This window comes from Ottowia thiooxydans DSM 14619 (genome assembly GCF_000422885.1).
Classification (GTDB): Bacteria; Pseudomonadota; Gammaproteobacteria; order Burkholderiales; family Burkholderiaceae_C; genus Ottowia; species Ottowia thiooxydans.
Genome location: NZ_AUGX01000008.1, coordinates 88152 through 110211, shown reverse-complemented (window position 1 = coordinate 110211; position 22060 = coordinate 88152). Strand labels below are relative to the sequence as shown.

The following is a 22060-nucleotide window of genomic DNA, read 5'->3' as shown; positions in this document are numbered from 1 at the left end:
TCAGACGGTTGAAAAAGCAAGGCTTGCCCCCCGTGCATACCCGCAGAATCCAAGGCTATCCCGTCCAACAGGACACTGACTGCATATATAGGAGGCAACTGCCATGACCACCCCCACACAATTGCTCAAGGACAAAGTCGTGATCGTGACCGGCGCCGGCGGCGGCGTTGGCAAAGGAGTCGCCCTTGAGGCCGCGCGGCAAGGGGCTCGCGTGATCGTGAACGACCTGGGCGTTTCTCTCAATGGCGAGAGCAGCGGCACCTCGCCTGCCGACGAAGTGGTGGCAGAAATCAAGGCCGCTGGCGGCCAGGCGATCGCGGATGGCGGCAGTGTGGCGGAGTGGGAGTCTGCCAGCGGTATTGTCGAACGTGCGGTTTCCACCTTCGGGCGGATTGATGCCGTCGTACACAGCGCAGGCATCTTGCGTGATTCCATATTCCACAAGATGGAGCCATCAGACTTTGAAACCGTGATGCGTGTGCACCTGTTCGGGGCTTTCAATATGGCTCGTGCGGCTGCAGGCCATTTCCGCGAGCAAAACAGCGGAGCACTCGTCCACATGACCTCTACCGCAGGCTTGATCGGCTCAGTGGGCCAAGCCAATTACGCTGCGGCCAAAATGGGCATCGTAGGGCTTTCGCGCTCCATCTCCATGGACATGGCTCGCTTTGGCGTCCGCTCCAATTGCATCGCACCACACGCCTTCAGCCGGATGATCGAGAGCGTGCCTGGGCTGTCACCTGAAGAGCAGGAGCGCTACCTCGAAAAGCGCCGCCAGACCACGCGCCCAGAACAGATCGCTCCACTGGCCGTCTTTCTGTGTTCAGACGCTGCCAAGGACGTCACCGGCCAGATTTTTGGCGCCCGTGGCAATGAGGTCTACCTCTACAACCAGCCCCGCCCGGTCCGCACCCTGCACCGCAGCGAAGGCTGGACACCCGGCACGCTCGCCGAAATGCTGGTGCCCGCCTTCCAAAGCAGTTTCACTCCTGCCGAACGCACCAAGAACGTATTGGGCTGGGAAGCGATTTAAGCACCGGAAGAATCACCATGCCTTTGAACGCCAGCGCCCTGAGAGAGTGGACTTTCGAGCCACGGCATCAAACCTATACCGACCGCGAAACACTGCTCTACGCCATGAGCGTAGGCTTTGGGGCCGACCCGTTGGACGTGCGGGAGCTGCCGTTCTTCTATGAGCGAGACCTCAAGGCGGTACCAACCATGGCCGCAGTGCTGTGCCATCTGGGAGCATGGACCGTCGACCCCCGCACCGGCATCACGCGCAGCAAGGTGGTTCATGGCGAGCAACGGCTCACCTTCCACGCTCCCCTGCCTGCAGCCGGTCATCTCGTAGCCAATTCCCGGGTGATAGGCGCTGAGGACAAAGGCGCCGACAAAGGCGCCTTGGTCCATGTCGAACGTGTCATCTCCAACGCGGACACGGGCGAGGCACTGGCGACCATCGTCCAAACCTCCTTTTGCCGTGCGGATGGCGGGTTCGGGGATTCGTTCGGGCCCACCTTCACGCCTCACGCTCTTCCCGAACGCGCGCCGGACCTGGTGGTTGACACAGCCACCCGCCTTGATGCCGCGCTGCTATACCGGCTCAACGTGGACCGCAACCCTCTGCACGTAGACCCGGAAGCGGCCACACGCGCTGGCTTTCCGCGCCCCATTCTGCATGGGCTATGCACCTACGGCATAGGCGCACGTCTGGTCATATCCAAGCTGCTCAATTACGCCCCAGAACGCCTACGCGCGTTCGATGTTCGATTCTCTTCTGCGGTATTCCCTGGAGAGACTTTGAGCTTCGAGTTCTGGCGCGATGGCGATGTGATCAGCTTCCAGGCCTTCGTCCGCGAACGCGGTAAGAAGGTGCTGGACAACGGCCGGGCGCTGGTGGGATAAGCACCATAGGTTTTGTTGATTGGATGATGAAGCCCTTCTCGAGTGGGGCTCTCTTAATGCACACAGCCCTTCCCCAGCCACAGCGACTGGGAAAGGGCCAGAAAGGGGCAGCAAACAGGTTCAGCTTTTTGCGGACTGGTGTTTGGCAATGAAACCAAGGACGTAGTCATTGAAGACATCTGGCCGCTCCCAGTTGGGAGAATGCCCCGATTCACTGATGAATTTGCACTCTGCCTGAGGCATGCAGGCCGACTGAACACGCAGCACCGCGGGCGGGGTGTACAGATCTGCATCACCCGTCATCAAAAGAACCGGCATTCGCAAAGCGCGCGCTTCGCCCCATGACATCTTGCTAAGAAACGTGGGCATGACTCGCCCACCTGGCCTGGCTCTCTCAGTGATCTCATTCCAGAAGGCCACCCCCGCCGGACATCCTGCCCTATACGATGGCCCCAGCTCCTGAAAGTCATGCGGTAGTTGCGCAAAATACTTCGGCAGATACAGGCCATAGAGCTCCCGATAGTCAGAGTCTGTAATGCCCAGCATGGAGGAAGACAGACAAAGGCTCAGGACCTGATCTGGAAACGAAATCGCAAAGTCAAGGGCGAAATACGACCCATGGGCCACACCCACCAAGTGGGCTCGCTTCACACCTAGAAATCCCATGAGATTTTTGAGATCTTGCGCACCGCAGCCGGGGTTGGCTTTGTCTCCAAGGTCCGAGTTTCTGTAGCCGCGCCGTGAGTAGGCAATCACCCGGTAGCCCGCCTTGGAGAACACAGGTTGCTGAAACGCCCACGATTCGCAGCTTTGCGTAGCTGCATGCATAAGAATGATGACTTCGCCCTCGCCGCCGGTGTCCCAATACCAAAGCCGGGTGTCACGGAGATCTGCCATCCCCTCTTTGACTGCCACTTGTTCAGGTGGATCGAAGGGTTCAGGCCAGGCGATGGCATAGAAGGGGTTGCGGTGCTGGACTTCCAGCATCTGGCCAGGGTCAAGACCCGCGATGCCCAGGTCCTGAGTGTCGTAGGGGTCGAAGGCCTTCATGCGGTTTCCACAGGTTGAGTGGTTTGCAGTCCCATTCCGATGCCATGTCCGGCAGGCAGCTCAATGTAGCCATTCTCGACATTCAAGGCCTGGAAGGGGTCGTTATCCAGATGCAGGTGTTCAGAAAGCTCTGAGGCATGACGATCAGAACGCAGTAAACACGCTGCGTGAACGCCAGCAGCTTGCACCAGCGAAGGGCCGAACATCGCACCCACCCGGCAATCAATACCGCCCGCTTCGCAAATCTGCGCAGCCCGCATGAAATTCCTGAACCCACCGATTTTCGTGAGCTTGATGTTCACCACATCAACTGCCCGCTCACTTACCAGCTTGAAGACATCTTCTACCGTCTGCGCGCTCTCGTCCGCCTCGATATCGACCGGCAGTGCACGGGTAATCAATGCGAGGCCGCTCCAATCAGCTGCAGGAACCGGCTGTTCTACAAGCGCAATATCGTACTTATCCATTCGCGAGAACGCGCGGATAAAGCCTTTACTTGTGTAGGCTTGATTAGGATCCACAGTGATCACCACGGCACTTCCTACCGCGCTGCGAACTTCACGGATTCGTTCAATATCCTGAGCCTCATCGCCAGAGAACTTCAGCTTGATGGTGCCAAACCCTTCCTGCACGACGCGCGCCGCGTTCGTGGCCATATCCGCCGGGGACTTGAGTGCCAGCAGACGCGCCTGCTTGATGCGCTTGCGGTGCACGCCTCCCAGCAAAGTTGTCAGGCTGACCTGGTGGCGTCGTGACATCAGATCGTGCAGCGCCATATCAATCGCCACCTTGGCAGTGGTGTTGCCCGCGATCGCTTTGTCGATCTCGACCAGGGTTTCGGCGAGGCTTTCAATTGGCCGCTCCTGGAGCAGTGGCACCATCCATTCAAGCGCGGCCAATGCAGCGCCATGAACGGTGGAGATCGCGGGAATGGCGTGCAAGTATCCGAAGCCAGAATTTCCCTCGTCATCCGTCAATTCCAGGATATTTCCAAATATCTGGCTGATCTTGGAACGCGAGAATTTCCACTCCTGATCTTTCAAGGATTGGACACACGGCCATATCTTGACTCCGGTGATGAGCATCGCAAATTTCCGTTGTGGGTAACGAAATTATTCTAGGTTCGCCCTCACGGCTTTACGGCGATTAAGGCACTCGAATCGCGCACTTCTGCATTGCATCTTGTGCAGTTGCGATCAGCCTGAATGCCCCATAGAGTGCACCAATCTCACCAACGCTCTGGTGCGTTCAATCTTCGGAGACATGCAATGAAAAGAACACTGACCGCCTTCGCACTGGGCGTTACCGCGTCGCTGACCTGGGCGAACTCGCCGGACTACCCCACTCGCCCCATCAAGCTGGTAGTAGGCTTCTCTGCCGGAGGCACAAGTGATCTGATTGCACGCGTGGTGGGAGAGTCACTTCAAAAGCGCCTTGGTCAACCGGTAGTGATAGAGAACCGTCCAGGCGGCGGCGGTACACCCGCGACTCGCGCAGTATCCCAGAGCCCGGCTGATGGGTATACCTTGATCATCGGCAGTGGCGCCTCCTTCGTGATCAATCCGCACCTTACAAAGGTGGGCTACAACCCCTTGCAGGACTTCACCCCCATTGCCCCGCTGGTCAAGCTCAACTACGTGGTGCTCACTCGCGCGGGCGCGCAGATCACTGATCTCAAAGCTTTGATCTCCAAAGCCAAGCGGGAACCCAATACGCTGATGTATGGATCCCCTGGGGTTGGTTCCAGCGCTCATGTGGCGACCGCATCGTTTGCCATCAAATCCGAAATTCAATTGCGGCACGTTCCATATAAAGGAGCTGCCGACGCCCTCAGGGACTTGAGTGGCGGACACATTGATCTGCTATTCGAAGCCATACCCACGGGCGCGGCCTCCATCGCAACCAAACGCGTCATTCCACTTGCCACCACAGGTCTTCAACGCGCCTCTCAGATGCCTGATGTTCCCACTATTCAAGAGTTGGGTGTTCCTGGCTACGAAGCTGGCAACTGGTTCGCAGTATTCGCGCCGGCTGGAGTCAAACCCGAGATTGCAGCCACACTGAACCGTGAAATCAACGCAGTCCTGAAGGAGCCCGAGATTGTCAAGCGTCTGACCGACGCCGGAAGCATTGTTCTGGGGGGCACATCCAATGATCTAAGCAAGCTGGTCAGCAGCGAATTCGGGGCGAACAAGGAATTGATCAACACCCTCCAGATCAAGCTTGAATGAGTGTGCCGGACTAGCGCGTGGGAAGCTCCGCCATCTCCGCAGCCAGTTTATGAATCGCGGCGGTGGCCACTCGCAGGATGCGCCCGGACCCTTTGCTTTTAGAGGGGCTCAAGGTCACCACCCGCTTAAGACGTTCTTCTTTGACCAAAGCCCCCTGGAGTTCGCCCCGTTTTAGTTCAGCCCGGATCGCGTGTATGGGTAAAAGCGTATGAAAGCCCTGTTCGACCACAAGCGCTTTCATAGCAGCTAGCGAGTTGGTATGAATTCTCTCGGTGATGGAAACCAGTTGCTCGAATTCCAACTGATTGATCACGTCTATCAGGCCGTTGGGCTTGATGGGTAACACGAGCCGAATACCCCTCAATGCACTGACCTCTATTTCCGGCTCCCGGGTGACAGGGTCGCCAGGCGCGCCAATCAGATAGGTGTCAAGCCGGGCGAGGGGCGTCTCCTCAGGTCTCAGCGTATGGCCGTAACGGTAGAGAATTCCCAGGTCGATCTTGCCCTTGTGAAGCCAATCCTCCATCTGAGCGCTCGGCCCTTCAAGTAGCGTGAAAGCCACGCGAGGAAACTGAGATCTCAGCGCTGGCAAGACACTTCGGATGACCATGGGTGCCATCGACTCCAGTGCGCCAATAGAGATCCTTCCGGCCGGATCGTCGAGCTGGTCTTGAAGAAATTTCTCAAATACCTCGGCATGAGATAACAGCTTCTTGACCTCTTCAAGAACGGCCGCTCCTGACTCCGTCAGGTTCATGCCTCGGCCATGTCGCATGAACAGACGCATCCCGCAATCCGTCTCCAGGGAATTGATCTGCCGACTGACGATAGAGGAGTCCAATTCCAGGACTTCAGCGGCACGGGCGATCGAGCCGTGATGGGCTACTACCGCGAAGGCTTTCCACCTGCTCAGGTTGCTGGATGTCGTGATCGTGAACATGCTGCAGGCCACCTTCGCTGAAGTTGTTCGGGTTCGCAGAGCGGAGATTGTGCAGCACACAGCGCGCTGGGCATGTTTGTATGGGTAATGCACTTGGCTCCAGAGAGACGGGCTTCAAAGCGGTCTGCATCGCAGCTGATCTTCCGCGGTTGAAATTCGGCTCTCATCTACGGTCTTCCCGGTGATGCGTGAAGCGCTCGGTCTTGACCCGAAAGATCAGCGTCAACTTCCAAGCCTTCACGCAAGCGAAGAGAAAGCACCCCTGCCATCGTTTGAACGCGGAGACCAACACGGCATGTATTCCCAGGCATTCGCGCAGGTCATTTCTCAAAGCGAAAGCGGAAGTTCTCGCCAACGGAAGACTGTCGAACAATGCCTCCCATATCGCGCAAGCATTCAACGCGAAGTTAAAAAAAGTGGAGACCATCATTAGTGCCAATCGCCGAAATCTTCTACCAGGTTTGGCAACTGGGGGCTCACGCCCACAGCCCGCGTGGATAGCCTCCTAACTGCAAGGCCTATCCCAACAACACAAGCAAGCAGTAGTCACCAAGCGTCAGCCACTCTGGCACCACGAATAGCTAACAAAGTCTGAGTCGAATGCTGGCTCAGGTTTGCTGGCTCCGCTATTGCTCATCACATCAACCCGGAGATACACATGAACATTCCTCGTCGTACCGTCTTGGCTGGCATAGTCAGCAGTGCAGCAGCACCGTGGCCAGTCTTTTCCGCCACAGACAACTGGCCTCGTCAGCGGCCCATCACTTTCATCGTGCCTTATCCTCCTGGCGGCGTGACGGATGTACAGGCACGCACCCTGGCCCCGCTGGTTTCGAAAATACTCGGTCAAACCATCGTCATCGAGAATCGCAGCGGCGCCGGTGGTTCAATCGGCGTAGGATACGCAGCCCACCAACCAGCCGACGGCTACACCATGGTGATCGGCACGCAAGCCACACACGGAGCCAATGCAGCCCTCTACAAGGAATTGCGCTACCAAGCGATTCGGGATTTCGCTCCGGTGCACGGACTTTTTGACAGCATCCCGCTGTTAGGGGTGCACCCCTCGCGTCCTTACAAGAATCTTAAGGAATTTGTTGCGTTCGCAAAAGCCAATCCTGGCGCTATCCGATATGGCTCAGCAGGCGTCGGCAGTGGAGGCCATCTGGTGGGCGAGATGTTCCAGCAAAGCGCCGGCATTCAGCTCACCCACGTGCCATACAAGGGCGTCGGCCCAACCATCAACGATCTTGTTGGTGGTCACATCGATGCAGCTTTCGACTACCCGATCACCTTGCTGCAACAGGTACTAGGCGGTCGTGTGCGGGCACTCAGCTTCATGGGCTCAACAAGGCTGGCCTCTTTGCCTGACGTGCCCTCCATTGTCGAGGACGGATTTCCCTTGCCGGCTGCCAAGACCTGGACAATCCTCTACATGCCCTCCGGCACGCCGGCGCCAATTGTGTCGGCAATGGCCGACGCGGTGGAAAAAGCCATTGCATCACCAGAGATGCGCAAGCTGATCGACAGGTTTGGCGGTGAACTGATGAGCCTGCGCGGTGCTGCGCTCGATAAATTCTCTCAGGATCAGTATGACCGTTGGCGCGAAATCGTGCGCCGCTCAGGCGCAACTTTGGAAGGCTGAGCCTATCGGCCGAGCGAGGAAGCTCGGCCTCTCCAATGCTTAGAACATGAACAATGGAATGACCACTTAAGAACGCCGGAGTCGTGGCGAGGCAGAAGCTCTTACGAATTCTGCCTCTCAGGCTCCTAGGCAAACTCCAGGAAAAGCCGGGTCACTTCTTCAGGTTTATCCACCATGGCATCGTGACCGGCATCGAGCTCATGAACTCGCCAACCGGGTGTCTGCCCAAGATTTTTCACGTAGCCATCAAAGCGCTCGTTCTTATAGCGCGTCGTGCGAATGTAGGCCTTGCGTGCCACCTTCTCTCGGCCTCCGGTCAGGCGGATTTTCTGCAGCGCCACGCGGTTAGGCTGCGCCGTCATCTTCGAAGTGACCCAGGCGGCATCTTCTGGGCGATCAAAGACAAAGACCTCGGCCTTGGGAGGATTGCGGGAGACCTGGCCTTGGGCCATTGCATCATCAAGCAGCTTGCGCAGGCCAGGAGAGACCAGATCGGCTCCTGATTGGCCGTTCTCCGGCACAAAGGAGTCCAGGTAAATCACCGAGGCAACCTTGTCATGGATCTGTTCGAGCGCGCCCGAGACCGGCCATCCGCCATAGGAGTGCGCCACCAGAACGGCTTGGTCAATATCTTCCCATTTGAACAGGTTGACGATGTCCGTGATGTGCGTGTCAAGCGTGATGGCATCACTCATCAAGTGGGAGCGATCGGCCAGACCCGTCAGCGTGATGGCATAGACCTTATGCCCTTGCTGACGCAAGCGGTCTGCCACGCGTGCCCAGCACCATGCGCCGTGCCAGGCCCCGTGCACCAGGACAAAAGTGCGTGGCGCCTTGTCCTTGGCTGTTTGCGCTGAAGCCGAAGTCGCGGCCAGGGGAGCCAGTGCACCTAAAGCGGTCGTGGCTAGAAAATTGCGTTTGCTGTTTTGCATCTCTGCTTGTCTCCTCTTTCTCAAAATCGGGTTCTCGGGCGGGATGAATGTCAGCGGCCGACGAAACGTGGCGGGCGCTTTTCCTTGAACGAAGCAATCCCTTCTCGATAGTCCAGAGTCTGGTGAATCTGGGGTTGCATCAAGGCTTCGTATTCCAGGAAATGGTCAAACGGAGGTGACAGCGAGAACTGGAACATCTTCTTGGCCATGGCTAACGCGTAGGTGGGCTGAGCCGCCATCCGTTCGGCGAGCGCCTGGGCTTCGGCTTCCAGATCCGCGTCGGCTACGACGCGGTTGACCACCCCCAGGGCAAGGGCCTCCTGCGCGGAGAAGAAATCCGTGGTGAACACCATCTCGCGAGCCCGAGCCAAGCCGATCAGGCGCGAGAGAAAGAACACCGCGCCCGAATCTGGCGCCAAGCCTCGGCGAGCAAAAATGCAGGAAAAGCGCGCAGTCTCCGAAACCACTGCCATATCGCAGGCCAGCATCATGCTTAGGCCAATGCCCACCGTGGAGCCGCGCACGGCTGAAATCACTGGTTTTTCAATATGGTAGAGCGCTCGAATCAGCGCGTGCGCGTTCTGCTGAAGGTTGTTTCGTGCGCCCTTGACATCGCGTGGTGCCATCCGGGAGACATCCGCTCCGGCGCAGAAAGTGTCTCCTGTGCCAGTCAGGATGACCGCGCGCACCTCATCGTCTGCATTGGCCTCATGGAAGGCTTCGGTCAGTCGCGTGCGCATGTCATTGGCCAGTGCATTCTTGCGCTCGGGACGGTTGATAACGATGCGTGCAATGGCGCCATCGCGCTGGTATTCAATCTCTGCCATGGGAATCGCCTAAGTTGGAGTTCAGTGAGATTCTCGGGTAGCCGGCGCGCCGGCCACCACGAGTGCATCTACGGCTACCGCACCACGGCCTACCGGGTACAAAAGCACAGGGTTTAGATCAATCTCTGCAATGTCATCCGCATGGGCTGCCGCCAACCGAGACACTGACACCAGCAGTTCGGCCAGCGCACCAATATCTGCCGGCGGCTCGCCGCGCACGCCATCAAGAATAGCCCGCCCCTTCAGGCGACCGATCATGCCCTGGGCATCGTCCAAGGTCAGCGGGGCGAGGGCGAAGACGGCGTCGCGCAAGACCTCTATGTAGATCCCACCCAAACCAAGCATCACCATGGGGCCAAAATCAGGATCACGCACCACACCCACCACCATTTCACGGCCAGGTGGCATCATCTGCTGAACCTGCAGACCTTCAATGCGAGCATCAGGCAGGCGACTACGCACGCGCTCCAAAATTCGCTCGGAGGCGGCGCGCACTTCCTGCTCGTTCTGTAATCCCAGCTCCACACCACCAGCTTCGGTCTTATGGGCAATATCTGGCGAGACGATCTTGATGGCTACGGGCCAGCCGATCCCTTCAGCGGCGTCCACCGCCTCCTCCACACCGGGCACGATTTGCTCGCCTGGCTGCGGCACCTTCCATGCATCAAGAAGCGCGCGTGTCACCTTGGCGTCCAACACACCTGCAGGAAGTGAGGGCGCGTTCGAAGGGATGACGAGTGGCTCTAACAGGCTCTTTCGCTTCTGCTGCCAACGCTCGCGGAAAAGCCGGTACTCATCCAGCCTGTACATGGCGCGGGCGAACTCGGGCAGGCCCAGCTGCAAGCCTCCCACGCGCGCCAAGGCCGTCAGCGCCTCAGCCCCTGCCACCCCGGGCGAGTGAAAGACAAGGGGCCGCGCAAGCTTGGTGTGCAGGGCAGCCAATTCTGTCTCTATGCCCGTGATGCGCTCGGATGCCACCAGCGACATGATGACGAGACCCATATCAATACCAGGCGCCGTATCAAGCAGATCGAGAATGCCGAGCAAAGTGCGGCCGCCGTCTTCCACCACACGAGCCGTCACATCCACCGGGTTCTCTGCAGAGCCGTAGTCCGGCACGATCTCTCCAAGGCGCCTCTTGAACTCCGGTGCGAACTCAGGCACCTCAAGCCCCGCCTGTTCGCAAATATCCGCAGCCCACCCACCAGCACCACCGGAGGTGGTGACAATGGCGACACGCTTGCCCTTAGGATAGGCTCCGGCGCTGATGGCCGCAGCTATGGCCAGCATCTCATCTGGCGTATCCACGCGGATCACGCCGTAGCGTTCGAACGCAGCGTCATACGCCGTATCAGCGCCGGTCAGATGCGCGGTGTGCGACACCGCCGCACGCTGGCCCGCACTGGAGCGCCCAATCTTGGCCACCACCAGCGCCACACCTGCGTCAGCGGCCCTGGCGGCTACCTCAGCGAAGCGATGTGGATCGCGAAAGCCCTCCACGAAGAGCAAGATCACGCGCGAGCTGCCCTGTGCGACGAGATGCTCCACCACTTCCAGCAGCTCTACATCTGACTCGTTCCCGGTAGATACCAGATGACGAATCGGAACATGCTCCCTCATGGCTCGGCTGTAGAGCGCAAACGCCATGGCGCCAGATTGGGAAACGATGCTCACACGCCCACGCCGTGGAAGCGCCCCCGGCGGCAGCGGTGGCACATGAATCAGCGTGGGGCTGAAGGTGGCCAGGAGACCGCCTTCCGTATCAATGAAACCTTCTGCATTGGGGCCAAGAATACGCATGCCGCTCTGACGAGCAAAAGCGGCCACGTGATCCTGCAAACGTTGCCCTACCGGCAAACCATTGGCCCCCGCAGTGAAGATGGCCGCAGCCCGGATGCCTCGCCTTGCGCACTGCGCCAGAACTTCCATGATCTGGTCAGCCGCCACCGCGATCAGGGCCAGATCCACGGCCTCGGGTAGGGCATCTACGCTGGGATAAGCCTTCAGGCTTTGGATAAGCTCGCTGCTCGGGTTGACCGGATACACCGGTCCAGCAAAGCCCCCGTCCAACAGTTGCCGCAGCAGCCTGCCGCGAATTCGCTTGGTATCCTGGGAGGCGCCCACCACCGCCACACTGCGAGGAGAGAACAACGGCTCCAGTGTGCTCAAAGCGGGGGTTGATTGAATTGCCATATCCATCATGCGAACCGTTTCCGTGACTCTTCGCGCGCCAACTCGTATTCCGTCGTCAACCTATCGACCAATTCCGCCGTACCAGGCAGATCCTGAATGTTGCCCACGCCCTGTCCCGCACCCCAGATGTGCTTCCAACGTGTCTGGCGGTCACCGCGGGCACGCACTTCGGCCGCGTTCACTTGCGGCAAGTTATCAGGGTCCAGCCCTGCAGCCACCAGGCTGGCTTTTAGATAGTTCGCCGGAATCCCAGAAAAATGGGGCGTATAAATGATGTCGGTCGCACTGGCTTCCACCAGCATGGCCTTGTACTCCGGTACAGCACCGGACTCCCGTGTGGCGATGAACCGAGTGCCCATGTAGGCAAGATCGGCCCCCATCACCTGCGCCGCCAATACCGAGCGGCCATCGGTGATGGCACCTGCCAACACAATCAGGCCATCGTAGAAGGCACGCACTTCTCGCAGCAGCGCGAACGGACTCAGCGCTCCAGCATGGCCACCGGCCCCGGCGCACACCAGGATCAAGCCATCGACCCCAGCCTCCAGGGCGCGGCGAGCATGCCGCGCTGAAGTCACGTCGTGCAGCACCAGACCGCCATAGGCGTGAACTGCCTGCACCACCGCCGCCGGATTTCCCAGGCTGGTAATGACCACCGGCACCTTGTGGCTCACACAAGTGGCCAGATCCGCCTCGAAACGCGGGTCGTTAGGACGAATCACCAGATTGACCCCGTGCGGAGCCACCTTCCGTCCGGCCGCGCGCTCACTTTCAAGCGCAGTTTCGATGCGCGTCAACCAGACGCTCAGCTCTTTCTGAGGCCGGGCATTGAGAACCGGGAAAGTGCCAACCACCCCACTACGGCATTGCTCAATCACCATCTCAGGATTGGAGATGATGAACATCGGTGAGCAAATCACGGGCAATCTCAATTGCTCGGCTAAGCGAGCGCCCGGCTTTTTGGCTTTGTCCATTTTTGAGCGGCGTGTTTCTACGGTTGCGTGACTTAGCGGGCTGGGCCCATGATCTTGGTGAGCAGCGGTGTCACCGTTTTTAGTTCAGTCTGGATACGTTGCTTCATCTGATCCGATGTGCCTCCAATGATCACGTAGCCGTTGGTCTGGAAATACTCTTTATTGGCTTCCAGGGCTGCATGCACGGCTTTGTTCAAGCGAGCAATGATGGCCGGCGGCGTTCCAGCAGGCGCCGTCAACCCGGTCCAGGTGTCGGCGTCAAAACCCGGTTGACCCAGAATTTCTCCGACAGTGGGTGTGTCGGCAATCAAGGGAAGGCGCTTGGGGCTGCCGATGGCCAGTAACCGGTATTCGCCAGTCTTCACACTGGGCATGACCGAGCCCACGTACGAGAACATCATGTCCACTCGGCCACCACGGAAATCGGTCACTGCAGGACCTGCACCTTTGTAAGGCACGTGCAGAATATTCACGCCTGCCGCATCTTTGAACATTTCGCCGTTCTGATGCAATGAGGAGCCACTGCCGGCACTTCCGTAGGAGAGCTTGTCCGGGTTCTTTTTCGCGAAATCAATGAGCTCCTGAGCTGTCTTGAATGGAGACTTGCTCAAGACCACCAGGGCCAGAGGAGCGACCACAGATTGGGAGATCGGCTCAAAGCTTTTGAGCGGATCGTAAGGCAGTTTTGGGTAGATCGCGGGGTTGACCACATGCACCCCTGCTGTCGTTGACAGGATGGTGTAGCCGTCCGGCTCGGCCTTGGCCACCGCCTCCGCACCAATGATGCCGCCAGCTCCACCACGGTTATCGACGATGACGGTCTGGCCCAGATCCTTCTCCATCGCCAGTGCCATGCGGCGCGACACCAGATCCGTGGCACCACCGGGCGGGAACGGCACGATCATGCGAATGGGGCGATTGGGGAAGTCCGAGGCGAACGAGGCCAACGGGGCTGCCAGAGAAGCCGTGGCAAACAAGGCCAGGACGGCGCGGCGCGCGACCGAAGAACGGGAATGCGTCATGGAATGCTCCTTTGAATAATTGAAATAGTCTTCAAGCCATCAGCGAGAGGCCGCCACTAACCTCAAGCACTTCACCAGTGATGTAGTCAGCTAATGGCGATGCGAGAAACAGGACAGGGCCCGCGATATCGCCAGGCGCGCCAACCCGCCGCAGCGGAATGGTCTTCAATCGCTCGGCATATTTGTCCGCCACGTTGACATCGCCATAGAACGGCGTGTCAATCAGGCCAGGCGCCACAGCGTTGACAAGAATGCCTTTGGCACAGAAGTCTTTGGCGAAAGCCTTGGTCAGCGTCGAGACAGCGCCCTTGGCAGTCGCGTACGCCGCTCCGCCGGGTGCACCACCATTGCGCGCAGCTGTGGAACTGATGTTGATGATGCGGCCACGCTTGGATCGCTCCAACAGCGGCAGGCAGGACTGCGTCACCAGGAAAACAGAACGCAAGTTGATGGCCACGATCTTGTCCCATATGGCCGCCGGCGTCTCGGGGAATGGCATCTTGTCAGGCGAAGCTCCGGCGTTGTTCACCAACACATCCAGGCGACCAAAGGTTTCGTCGATTTGCTTGACCATAGCCTGCACCACAGCCTGGTCGGTCAGATCGCCTTCTACGAGTAAATGCGGTGTGCCTAACGCCGACAGGTCCGCGCATAGCTGCTGAGTCGCGTCAGCTAAGCCGTAGTTGTGAACCACCAAGCTCGCGCCCGCACGGGCGAAATCTCGAGCCATCTGTCCACCCAGTCCGCCGCTGGCTCCGGTTATAAAAACTATCTTGTCTGAAAAATCGAGCATCTTGTGTTCTCCATGAACGACGCAGCTACCAAGCGTGCGCCGTTGCTATCAGTTCTGAATGAGGTAAGCCTTCTTACGCATGAATCGCGTGATCGAGTCATAGCCCAGCCGCGAGCCAGCCAGTCCGGATTGCTTGAAGGCGTTCTTTTCGTGAAAATCACCCTCGCCAATGGCCGCAGTCCCTAGACCGCTGCTGTTGATGCTCACCGCACCCACCTCCATCCGCCTGGCTATACCCAGCCCCTCCTCAGAAGATCCTGAGAACACGGCGCCGCTCAACCCATAGGTACTGTCGTTGGCCAATTGCACAGCGTCTTCGATGGTGTCGTAGACCATGACAGGCATGATCGGCCCGAACGTCTCATCCGTCATGAGCATCATGTCGTGATCTACATCGGTGACGACAGTAGGCGACGCCCACCAGCCGCCATCCCGTTGTTCGACCAAACCACCGCACCGAATGCGTGCGCCCTTGGCCACTGCGTCATTCAAATGCTGATTAATGGCATGCGCCTGTCGTTCGAGAATGATGGGGCCTATGGTTCCATCCTTCAACGTGGGATAGGCCAGCTTGAGTTGTTGCGATTTTTCAACCAGCTTCTCAACAAACGATTCCGCGATTTTTCGGTCTACATAGATCCGTTCGAGCGATACACACACTTGACCAGCGTTCGCAACTGAGCCGCTCAAAATGCCTGCCGCCGCCTTGTCGATGTCGGCGCTGGCCGTGACAATGACTGGATCCTTGCCACCCAACTCCAGGAAGGCCGGTATGAAGGCCCGGCCAGCGGCTTCAGCCACTTTCTGGCCCGTGGCTGCGCTGCCAGTGAAACAGATCGCATCAACCTGGCCGATCAGAGCTTCGCCGATTTCCTTGTCGCCGTTCACGTAGCGAAGCACCGCGTACATCTCTGGCACCTTGCGGAGAGTTTCGAGCAGAGGCTCCACAAAGCGCGGCGTAATCTCACTAGGTTTGACGATCGCGGTGCAACCTGCGACCAGCGCTGGAATGGTGTCCAGCAGAGAACTCGACAATGGGAAGTTCCACGGGCTGATCACGCCTACCAAAGGGAAAGGGCTGAGACCACCGTGCACCTCCACGCCCTTCATTGAACGCAAGGAAAGCGTCCTCTCGGCAAACACCTCGCGAGCCATGATCGCCAACCGATCGATGCTGGCCGGCAGGCGTTGCATCTCCTTTTCTGACTCGATGAGCCGGCCTGTGTCCGCCACGACCGCATCGAGGATGGCGCCACGCGCCTTCTCGACCTCTACACGCCAGGCGTTAAGCACCTTGAGGCGGCCCTCCAGCCCTAAGGCCACCCAGTCGGCGTGGTGGCTCCTTAACTCGGCGGCAATTGCGGGTAAAGAATGGACGTCGGTCGTCTTGAGCTCGTAGTCATACTGACCCGTACGTGGATTGCGAACTGGAATGATCTTGGACATGATGTTTCTCGTGTGTGGAGCGGTGGGCCTCAAGCGGCCCGCCGAACGCGATTTAGTCGATCTTGATCTTGGCGTCCCGGATGATCGCGCCCCACTTCACCCGCTCGACATTGATGAAATCCCGGATCTCGGCAAGGCTCATGGGACGCGCTGTGAAGCCAATGTTGAGCAGCGCCTCACGCACGCCTTTATCGGCCATCAACTGATTAACCGTAGCGTTGAGTTTGGCGTCGATCTGCGCAGGCGTACCTTTGGGCAGCACTAACAGATTCCAGATGTCTGCCTCGTAGCCATTCAGGCCTGCCTCAGCCACTGTTGGCACGTTGGGAAAGGATGCAAGACGCTCGCGGGAGGTCAACCCCAACGCCGAGATGGAGCCCGCATTCATGTGCGAGAACACGCTGGCGATACCGACCGTCGCGATGTCGATGCGGCCTGACATCAGATCGCCCATCAAAGCGGAGTCTCCCGCGTAAGGCACGTGGGTCATCTTGATTTTCGCCATGCTGGCGATGTATTCCGTGGCCAGGTGTCCTGGCGACGCGTTACCCGCAGAACCAAAGGTCACTACGCCAGGATTGGTCTTCGCATGCTCAATCAGTTGGCGCAGGCTCTTGAAGTTCGAATCCTTGCGCGTGATAACGACCATGCCAGAGGAGCCCATATAGGCGACAGAGTTAAGGTCGGTCTGCGGGTCATAAGGAAGCTTGCGTCCCAGCAGCTGGTGCAGCATCGTCGAAGACACTCCTGACACCGCCATGGTGTAGCCGTCCGGCGCCGAACGCACGGCCTGTGCTACCCCCACCGAACCTGCTGCACCCACCTTGTTTTCGACCACCACGGTTTGATTCAACTGTTCACCCAGTGCCTTGGCCACAATGCGACCCGCCAGGTCGGTGGTACCGCCCGCGGCGTAGGGAACGATGACCTGGATTGGACGCGATGGATAGTTCGATTGCGCCATCGCGGACTGAGCAAAGATCGATCCCGCGATCGCGAGCGTCTTGATAAGCCAGCCGGCTCGGTGTCCCATTTGCATTGTTGTCTCCTGATTTTTTAAGATGCCCCATTCGGCTGATGAGCGTGGTGCTCACCTGTGGGCGTGCAATGAATGATAGGGATCGCCCTCGGAGCGACATCTTCCAAATGAGCCCCCTGGTATTACCTTTTGTCATTTCTTCACGCATCGCTGCCCCGGCTCCATTCACTAACTGCACGCCAAAAAAATGCCCTCGGAGCAAGAGCTCGCGAGGGCATTTCGAAAACTACGAGAATCGGTGATGAGCGGCCGTGTCTCAGTAAATTTTGTGGGAAACAAACTTCGTGCTTGTGAACTCCAACAAGCCTTCAGGCCCGCCTTCACGGCCATGCCCACTATCCTTGACACCGCCAAAGGGAGCTCCAGGCGGCGCCGCAGTGCAATGATTGATAGAAAGCATGCCAGCCTCTATACGCTCCGCGATAAGCCGCGCAGACCGCGCCGATTCGGTAAAGGCATAGGCGGCCAGTCCGTAGCCCAACGAATTGGCGCGCTGCAGCCCTTCCTCCAGAGTGTCAAACGGCGCTATCAATGCCAATGGACCAAACGGCTCCTCGTTCATCGCTCGCGCTTGCGGGGGAACGTCCCCGAGCACAGTTGGCGCGTAGAAGAAGCCGCGCGTTCCTATCCTTGTGCCACCCGCCAACAATTTGGCACCACACGACAGCGCGTCTTGAACGAGGGACTCAATAGCCGTGCGTCGACGCTCGTGGATCAATGGCCCCATTTGCACGCCATCCTCATTCGAGGGGCCTACACGCAAACCGCGCGCAGCTTGCGCGAGTGCTTCGCAAAATTCTGCATAGCGTGGACGAGCCACAAACATGCGGGTTGGAGCAACACAAACTTGCCCGGCGTTGTTCAGAAACTTGGCACCAATCAAGGCCTTTACTGCCTTCTCAATATCCGCATCCTCACAGACGAGCACGGGTGCATGACCACCCAGCTCCAAAACTGACCGCTTGATGTGCTCCGCACACAGTTGTCCTAAGGTTTTACCCACCCCGGTGGACCCAGTAAAGCTGACTACCCGCACGGCGGAGGCCGAAATTAACCGGGGCGCGATGCGCGTTGGATCTCCGATCAGAAGGCTGACCAAACCGGGAGGCAAGCCTGCGTCGACAAAACACTCCAAATAGGCCACACAAGTTCCCGGCGTTTCCTCGGTGGATTTGAGCACCACCGCACAGCCGGCGGCCAGTGCCCCGCCTACCTTGCGTGCCATGAACCCCACTGGAAAGTTCCAAGCAATCAAGGCGGCAACGACCCCCGCTGGCTCACGCATCGCTTCGAGGTGCATTCCAGGCTCGGCCGGGATCACCCGACCATAGAGCCGCCGCCCTTCGGCCGCATCCCATTCAATGATGGTGGCCGAGCGCAGCACTTCACGCCTCGCATCGTGCAGCGGCTTTCCGCCTTCAGAAGACAGAAGGTGCGAGATTCGATCTACGCGCTCTCGAATTAGTGCCGCTACGCGGTGCAAATCAATTTGTCGCTGTTCGGGTGAGCGCGCCCGCCATACCGCAAAGGCTTGCTCAGCGCCAGCCACCGCTCGATCCACGTCGTCATCGCTGGCGTGGCGAAATTCCCCCAGTTGCTCCTCTGTTGCAGGGTTAACGACAGCACGCACATCATCGCCACGGCCTTCTCTCCACTCACCGGCGATGAGCTGACGGAGTTGCGGATAAAGCATCGCTAAAGTCCTCTTCTTTTAAAACGCATCTTCGAGGATGCTGCGGTAACCTGCGACATCTACGGGTCTCGGATTGGTACGGGTTGACGGATCGCCCGGCGCGGCCTCAGCCATCGCGGCAAGGCAATCGGCCGGCACGCCCATTTCACTCAAACGAAGCGGAAGCCCCAGGCGCACATTGAGTTGCTCGACCGCCTCTGCCAAGTCTTGACCTTCAGGCAAACCAAGAGCCCGAGCCAGTGCCTGGGACCGGGAAGCAATGTATTCACGGTTGTAGCGCAATACGGCCGGCAGAAGTACCGCGTTGAGCGTGCCGTGGTGCAACAGCGGCTCCTTGAGAGCCCCTAATTGGTGTGCCAGTGCATGCACGGCACCCAGGCCCTTCTGGAAAGCAAGCCCTCCCATCAAAGCGGCAGTCATCATGTTGTGACGCGCTTCGATATTAGTGGTATCCCCCAAGGTGACTGCCTCAATGTTGCTGTATGCCAGTTGCGCACCATGTAGCGCGATAGCCTCCGCAACCGGGTTATCCACCGGCGAAAGATAAGTTTCAAAGCAGTGGGTCAAGGCGTCCATTCCAGTGGCCGCGGTCAGCCGAGCTGGCAAACCAAGCGTGAGCTCTGCATCGCAGATGGCCACGCGCGGCACCAAATGAAAACTGCGCACACTACGCTTGCCGCCACTGCGCATGCTGATCATGGCTGAGCGGCCTACCTCGCTGCCAGTACCGGCTGTAGTGGGTACCGCGATGATGGGGGATGCCGTCGGCAAGATACGTGCCTCGCCGCCCTCCACCACGGTGTATTGCGACAGCGGCCCCTCATGAGTGGCCAACACTGCGGTCGCTTTGGCCAGGTCCATGGGAGAACCGCCGCCAAAGGCCACCAAGCCATCGCAGCCGCTTGCAAGATACTGCCGCACCGCGGCCTCTACAGCGTCCTCTGTAGGGTTTTGTGGTGTATCAGCAAATACCACGGTATGGGCGGGGCATTGGGCCAATAATCGCTGCAAAACCTCTGAGCCCGCCAGGCCGGGGTCCGTCACCACCATTGGACGCGTGATCTTCAAGGTCGCAAGTTCATTCGGCAGTTGCTTAAGTGCTCCAGGCGCAAGATGCACCCGATTCAGGTAGTTGATTAGTGCCATGACGTCTCCTAAGTTGAATGTCTGATCGGCTTGGTATCCGAATGGATCTGGTGCCCGCCCGGGCGTCTGTCAGCGCTTCACAATCAGGGCATCCACAGCGCAGCCACCCGAAGGCCGCGCGATGAATGGGTTGATCTCCACACTGTCCAACTCACCGGCATGCGCAGCCGCGAAATTCGATAAGGCCACCAATGCGCTGGCTACAGTCTCCAGGTCGACTGGGGGCTTGCCTCGCGCGCCCGTCAGCAGTGGGAGCCCTCGAATACCGTGAATCATTTCGTGTGCCGTAGCCAAGCTCACAGGCGCGCGCCGGAACGTGACATCCTTGAAAACTTCCACAAAGACACCGCCTAGACCAAACATCACCATCGGTCCGAACACTGGATCGTGCGTAACGCCCATCACGGTCTCAACACCTCCGGTGATCATGGGAGAAACCATCACCCCGTCTATTTGGGCACTTGGGCACGCTCGCCCCACTGATTCCATCATGACGGTCCAGGCGGTGCGCACAGCTTCGGCATCACCGAGGCCAAGTGCCACGCCTCCTACGTCGCTCTTATGAGCGATATCGGGCGACACCACCTTCATGACAACCGGATAGCCCATCGCCTCTGCCGCCCCTACGGCCTCCTGCGCGGTCGCGGCGAGTTCGAGCGGCGCAAACGGAATTCCGTGCTGTGCGAGAAGCGCGCGGGCCGCCGCTTCGTCTAGCGTTCCCGCCGGCAGCGGCACGATCTGAAGAGCCTCCGATTTTTCAACCCTGGCGGGCGGGCGATCAAAACCCGCCGCGATTTGCGCCACTGCGGCAATAGTGACAGCGGCCCGCGCCGGATCGGAGAACACCAGAATGCCCTCGCGCTGAATCTCGGCTGCAATTTCAGGTTTGGCGCGCATACTCAGGGCCACCAAGCGATCCGGATAGGCGCGGCGCAGCGTGAACAGCTCGTCGCGGATCTTTCCGAACTCAGCCTCGCTGCGCCCCATATTGGCCGTAAAAACCAGCAGACTGTCGAACTCAGGATGGGCAAACACGAGCTCCAGGATGCGCGTCAAAAGAGTGCGATCCCCCATGGTCTGCGCCGTCGTGTCCACTGGATTGACGCCGCTGGCGAACGGAACTATCTCCAAAATCGCCGCCTGTGTTTCTTGCGGCAAGGTAGGCAACACAAGACCAGTCCGGGTGGCTTCGTCCGTGGCGATCACACCCACACCACCCGAGGACGTGACGACGCCCAGGCGATTGCCGCGCGGCATAGGGCCCACGGAGCAGGCGTAGGCCAAGTCCACCATCTCTTCGAGCGAATTGGCCCGCCAGGCATTGGTTTCCCGCAGTACGGATTCATAGACCACGTCGCTGCCGGCCAGCGAGCCTGTGTGTGAGGCGGCAGCAGCCGCACCCTGTTCGGTTCGGCCGACCTTCATCAAAATCACAGGCTTTCTGCGCAACCGTGCTTGCTCAAGCGCACGGTACAGACGCTCACCATCCCGACAGCCCTCCAAGTAAACCATTACGGCGTGGGTCTGCGGGTCACTGGCCATCCAGTCTATGCAGTCGGCCACATCCAGACCAGCCTCATTGCCGGTGGCGACGAAATGGCTGACGCGCACTCCCCGGTCCCCAGCCAGGCCATACAGATATGAACCTATGGCGCCACTCTGACTGACGATGCCCACGTGCCCGGGTTCGAACTGTTCGTGCTCCAGCGCAGTGATGAAGGTGGCGTACATGGCTTGGTGCGAATTGAATACGCCAATGCAGTTGGGCCCCAGCAAGTGCACACCGGCCTGGGCGCACCGGGCCGCGATGCTCTCTTGCAACTGGCGGCCTTCATCTCCCATCTCCGCGAACCCCGAACTGAACACCACAATAGTGCTCGCCCGCTGTTCAATCGCATCCTCCACCACCGCGGACACATGAGCCCCACCGACTGCCACGATGACGAGATCGACCGGCTTGCCAATCGCGCGAAGCGAAGGGTAGGCTTTCACACCTTGCACCTCCGTCTGAGCGGGGTTGATAGGAAACAGCTCGCCAGCGAAGCCGCTGCGCAGCATGTAGGCGATAGGCCGTCCGCCGATTTTCCGGGGATCGGACGATGCCCCCACCACCGCCACAGAGCGAGGGTGGAACAGTGGATCCAACGCATGAGGTTGACGGGCTGGCGATGAAGATGAACTGGACATATTTGAAGTCATGGATGCATTGGAAGAAGCGCTG

At 58.9% G+C, this 22060-nt stretch carries 18 protein-coding genes; 4 read left to right on the top strand and 14 right to left on the bottom strand.

The annotated features are described in order from the left end of the window. Positions 1-103 precede the first annotated feature (103 nt). A complete protein-coding gene (locus G518_RS0104210) occupies positions 104-1033 on the top strand; it encodes an SDR family oxidoreductase (protein WP_036593558.1) in 930 nt (309 codons plus the stop codon). A gap of 17 nt (positions 1034-1050) precedes the next feature. Continuing rightward, positions 1051-1908 carry a MaoC/PaaZ C-terminal domain-containing protein gene (locus G518_RS0104205; protein ID WP_028601464.1) on the top strand — a complete coding sequence of 286 codons (858 nt, stop codon included), beginning with the start codon at positions 1051-1053 and terminating at the stop codon, positions 1906-1908. 120 nt (positions 1909-2028) lie between these two features. Here the strand turns inward: G518_RS0104205 and G518_RS33820 are convergent, their stop codons facing one another. After that, positions 2029-2958 (bottom strand): alpha/beta fold hydrolase, encoded by a 930-nt coding sequence (locus G518_RS33820; RefSeq protein ID WP_051236013.1) that lies wholly within the window; start codon positions 2956-2958, stop codon positions 2029-2031. Further along, positions 2955-4043, bottom strand: a complete 1089-nt coding sequence (locus tag G518_RS38265) for a mandelate racemase/muconate lactonizing enzyme family protein (RefSeq protein WP_051236011.1) — start codon at positions 4041-4043, stop codon at positions 2955-2957. Before G518_RS38265 ends, G518_RS33820 begins: the two co-directional genes overlap by 4 nt. A gap of 183 nt (positions 4044-4226) precedes the next feature. Here G518_RS38265 and G518_RS0104190 point away from each other — a divergent pair, with 183 nt between their 5' ends. Then, positions 4227-5189 (top strand): Bug family tripartite tricarboxylate transporter substrate binding protein, encoded by a 963-nt coding sequence (locus G518_RS0104190; protein ID WP_036593557.1) that lies wholly within the window; start codon positions 4227-4229, stop codon positions 5187-5189. A 10-nt stretch (positions 5190-5199) separates the two neighbouring features. Here G518_RS0104190 and G518_RS33810 read toward each other — a convergent pair whose 3' ends face one another. Next, positions 5200-6129, bottom strand: a complete 930-nt coding sequence (locus tag G518_RS33810; RefSeq protein ID WP_051236009.1) for a LysR family transcriptional regulator — start codon at positions 6127-6129, stop codon at positions 5200-5202. Between the two features lie 658 nt (positions 6130-6787). Between G518_RS33810 and G518_RS0104175 the strand changes: the two genes are divergently transcribed. Further along, positions 6788-7774 (top strand): Bug family tripartite tricarboxylate transporter substrate binding protein, encoded by a 987-nt coding sequence (locus G518_RS0104175; protein WP_028601461.1) that lies wholly within the window; start codon positions 6788-6790, stop codon positions 7772-7774. Between the two features lie 125 nt (positions 7775-7899). Here the strand turns inward: G518_RS0104175 and G518_RS0104170 are convergent, their stop codons facing one another. The 11 genes from G518_RS0104170 to G518_RS0104120 all read right to left on the bottom strand — a co-directional run bounded on the left by G518_RS0104170 (position 7900) and on the right by G518_RS0104120 (position 22038). After that, positions 7900-8706 (bottom strand): alpha/beta fold hydrolase, encoded by an 807-nt coding sequence (locus G518_RS0104170; RefSeq protein WP_051236007.1) that lies wholly within the window; start codon positions 8704-8706, stop codon positions 7900-7902. A 50-nt stretch (positions 8707-8756) separates the two neighbouring features. Beyond that, positions 8757-9533: an enoyl-CoA hydratase/isomerase family protein gene (locus G518_RS0104165; RefSeq protein ID WP_028601459.1), complete on the bottom strand. Its 777-nt coding sequence runs from the start codon at positions 9531-9533 to the stop codon at positions 8757-8759. A 21-nt stretch (positions 9534-9554) separates the two neighbouring features. Continuing rightward, a complete protein-coding gene (locus tag G518_RS0104160) occupies positions 9555-11726 on the bottom strand; it encodes an acetate--CoA ligase family protein (RefSeq protein ID WP_028601458.1) in 2172 nt (723 codons plus the stop codon). Positions 11727-11731: 5 nt separating this feature from the next. Further along, positions 11732-12700, bottom strand: coding sequence for an NAD(P)H-dependent flavin oxidoreductase (locus G518_RS0104155; protein ID WP_028601457.1), 969 nt, complete (start codon positions 12698-12700; stop codon positions 11732-11734). Between the two features lie 32 nt (positions 12701-12732). Continuing rightward, complete coding sequence (locus G518_RS33805) at positions 12733-13722, bottom strand: Bug family tripartite tricarboxylate transporter substrate binding protein (protein WP_036593555.1); 990 nt, start codon at positions 13720-13722, stop codon at positions 12733-12735. 31 nt (positions 13723-13753) lie between these two features. Continuing rightward, positions 13754-14515, bottom strand: coding sequence for an SDR family NAD(P)-dependent oxidoreductase (locus G518_RS0104145; RefSeq protein WP_028601456.1), 762 nt, complete (start codon positions 14513-14515; stop codon positions 13754-13756). A 48-nt stretch (positions 14516-14563) separates the two neighbouring features. Next, on the bottom strand, positions 14564-15961 hold the full coding sequence (locus G518_RS0104140; protein ID WP_028601455.1) for an aldehyde dehydrogenase family protein: 1398 nt from the start codon (positions 15959-15961) through the stop codon (positions 14564-14566). Positions 15962-16013: 52 nt separating this feature from the next. Further along, positions 16014-17000 carry a Bug family tripartite tricarboxylate transporter substrate binding protein gene (locus G518_RS0104135; protein WP_028601454.1) on the bottom strand — a complete coding sequence of 329 codons (987 nt, stop codon included), beginning with the start codon at positions 16998-17000 and terminating at the stop codon, positions 16014-16016. A gap of 256 nt (positions 17001-17256) precedes the next feature. Further along, positions 17257-18693 (bottom strand): NAD-dependent succinate-semialdehyde dehydrogenase, encoded by a 1437-nt coding sequence (locus G518_RS0104130; RefSeq protein WP_028601453.1) that lies wholly within the window; start codon positions 18691-18693, stop codon positions 17257-17259. Between the two features lie 18 nt (positions 18694-18711). Continuing rightward, a complete protein-coding gene (locus G518_RS0104125) occupies positions 18712-19839 on the bottom strand; it encodes an iron-containing alcohol dehydrogenase (RefSeq protein WP_028601452.1) in 1128 nt (375 codons plus the stop codon). 69 nt (positions 19840-19908) lie between these two features. Then, positions 19909-22038 carry an acetate--CoA ligase family protein gene (locus G518_RS0104120; RefSeq protein ID WP_084651454.1) on the bottom strand — a complete coding sequence of 710 codons (2130 nt, stop codon included), beginning with the start codon at positions 22036-22038 and terminating at the stop codon, positions 19909-19911. Between the last annotated feature and the right edge of the window lie 22 nt (positions 22039-22060).

Bases quoted from the DNA above. Each gene is read 5' to 3' on its own strand.
- G518_RS33820 (WP_051236013.1), bottom strand. From the start codon at position 2,958: ATGAAGGCCTTCGACCCCTACGACACTCAGGACCTGGGCATCGCGGGT.
- G518_RS0104135 (WP_028601454.1), bottom strand. From the start codon at position 17,000: ATGCAAATGGGACACCGAGCCGGCTGGCTTATCAAGACGCTCGCGATC.
- G518_RS33805 (WP_036593555.1), bottom strand. From the start codon at position 13,722: ATGACGCATTCCCGTTCTTCGGTCGCGCGCCGCGCCGTCCTGGCCTTG.
- G518_RS0104145 (WP_028601456.1), bottom strand. From the start codon at position 14,515: ATGCTCGATTTTTCAGACAAGATAGTTTTTATAACCGGAGCCAGCGGC.
- G518_RS0104175 (WP_028601461.1), top strand. From the start codon at position 6,788: ATGAACATTCCTCGTCGTACCGTCTTGGCTGGCATAGTCAGCAGTGCA.
- G518_RS0104120 (WP_084651454.1), bottom strand. From the start codon at position 22,038: ATGACTTCAAATATGTCCAGTTCATCTTCATCGCCAGCCCGTCAACCT.
- G518_RS0104130 (WP_028601453.1), bottom strand. From the start codon at position 18,693: ATGCTTTATCCGCAACTCCGTCAGCTCATCGCCGGTGAGTGGAGAGAA.
- G518_RS0104190 (WP_036593557.1), top strand. From the start codon at position 4,227: ATGAAAAGAACACTGACCGCCTTCGCACTGGGCGTTACCGCGTCGCTG.
- G518_RS38265 (WP_051236011.1), bottom strand. From the start codon at position 4,043: ATGCTCATCACCGGAGTCAAGATATGGCCGTGTGTCCAATCCTTGAAA.
- G518_RS0104210 (WP_036593558.1), top strand. From the start codon at position 104: ATGACCACCCCCACACAATTGCTCAAGGACAAAGTCGTGATCGTGACC.
- G518_RS0104125 (WP_028601452.1), bottom strand. From the start codon at position 19,839: ATGGCACTAATCAACTACCTGAATCGGGTGCATCTTGCGCCTGGAGCA.
- G518_RS33810 (WP_051236009.1), bottom strand. From the start codon at position 6,129: ATGTTCACGATCACGACATCCAGCAACCTGAGCAGGTGGAAAGCCTTC.
- G518_RS0104205 (WP_028601464.1), top strand. From the start codon at position 1,051: ATGCCTTTGAACGCCAGCGCCCTGAGAGAGTGGACTTTCGAGCCACGG.
- G518_RS0104165 (WP_028601459.1), bottom strand. From the start codon at position 9,533: ATGGCAGAGATTGAATACCAGCGCGATGGCGCCATTGCACGCATCGTT.
- G518_RS0104155 (WP_028601457.1), bottom strand. From the start codon at position 12,700: ATGGACAAAGCCAAAAAGCCGGGCGCTCGCTTAGCCGAGCAATTGAGA.
- G518_RS0104140 (WP_028601455.1), bottom strand. From the start codon at position 15,961: ATGTCCAAGATCATTCCAGTTCGCAATCCACGTACGGGTCAGTATGAC.
- G518_RS0104170 (WP_051236007.1), bottom strand. From the start codon at position 8,706: ATGCAAAACAGCAAACGCAATTTTCTAGCCACGACCGCTTTAGGTGCA.
- G518_RS0104160 (WP_028601458.1), bottom strand. From the start codon at position 11,726: ATGGCAATTCAATCAACCCCCGCTTTGAGCACACTGGAGCCGTTGTTC.